Raw genomic sequence first — 611 nt, 5'->3', positions numbered from 1 at the left:
TAACCGAAAGGGGGGCGCTGACCACTTTGTGGTTCATGACTGGGGTGAAGTCGTAACAAGGTAACCGTAGGGGAACCTGCGGTTGGATCACCTCCTTACCTGAGATAGGTTAAGTGCAGTGCTCACACAGATTGTCTGATGAAAGAAGAGAATAGCGTTATCGTAATAGGCTTGTAGCTCAGGTGGTTAGAGCGCACCCCTGATAAGGGTGAGGTCGGTGGTTCAAGTCCACTCAGGCCTACCAACTCTACTTATCCTTGGGTCTTCCAGACGCTGCGTGACTCATGTGCTGGCGCACACTGCGTGACTCGCGTTGAAATACCCGTCGGCTAAGCGAGTTGATTGAACGGACGATAACGGTCTATTTCTGTATGGGGCTATAGCTCAGCTGGGAGAGCGCCTGCCTTGCACGCAGGAGGTCAGCGGTTCGATCCCGCTTAGCTCCACCATACTAAACGTAATTCAGAGTATATTGGCGACAGTATGCTGTGAATTATTTTGCTCTTTAACAATCTGGAACAAGCTGAAAAATTGAAATTCTCACTGATATCCTTGGGATATGAGTGAAGAGTCTCTCAAGCTGAACAATTCGAGACACTTTCGGGTTGTGA

At 49.1% G+C, this 611-nt stretch carries 2 tRNA genes and 1 rRNA gene; all 3 read left to right on the top strand.

What is annotated here, in order from left to right:
• Window positions 1-98: ribosomal RNA gene (locus tag ACGF49_RS24725) — 16S ribosomal RNA — on the top strand; the annotation flags it as partial.
• A gap of 69 nt (window positions 99-167) precedes the next feature.
• Window positions 168-244, top strand: a tRNA-Ile gene (locus ACGF49_RS24720).
• 129 nt (window positions 245-373) lie between these two features.
• Window positions 374-449 (top strand) — tRNA-Ala (locus tag ACGF49_RS24715).
• Window positions 450-611: the final 162 nt, after the last annotated feature.

It is taken from the genome of Photorhabdus sp. RM96S (genome assembly GCF_042879335.1).
Lineage (GTDB): Bacteria > Pseudomonadota > Gammaproteobacteria > Enterobacterales > Enterobacteriaceae > Photorhabdus > Photorhabdus kayaii.
Note: the sequence above shows the minus strand (reverse complement) of the source record. Positions and strands in the feature narration are given on the sequence as shown.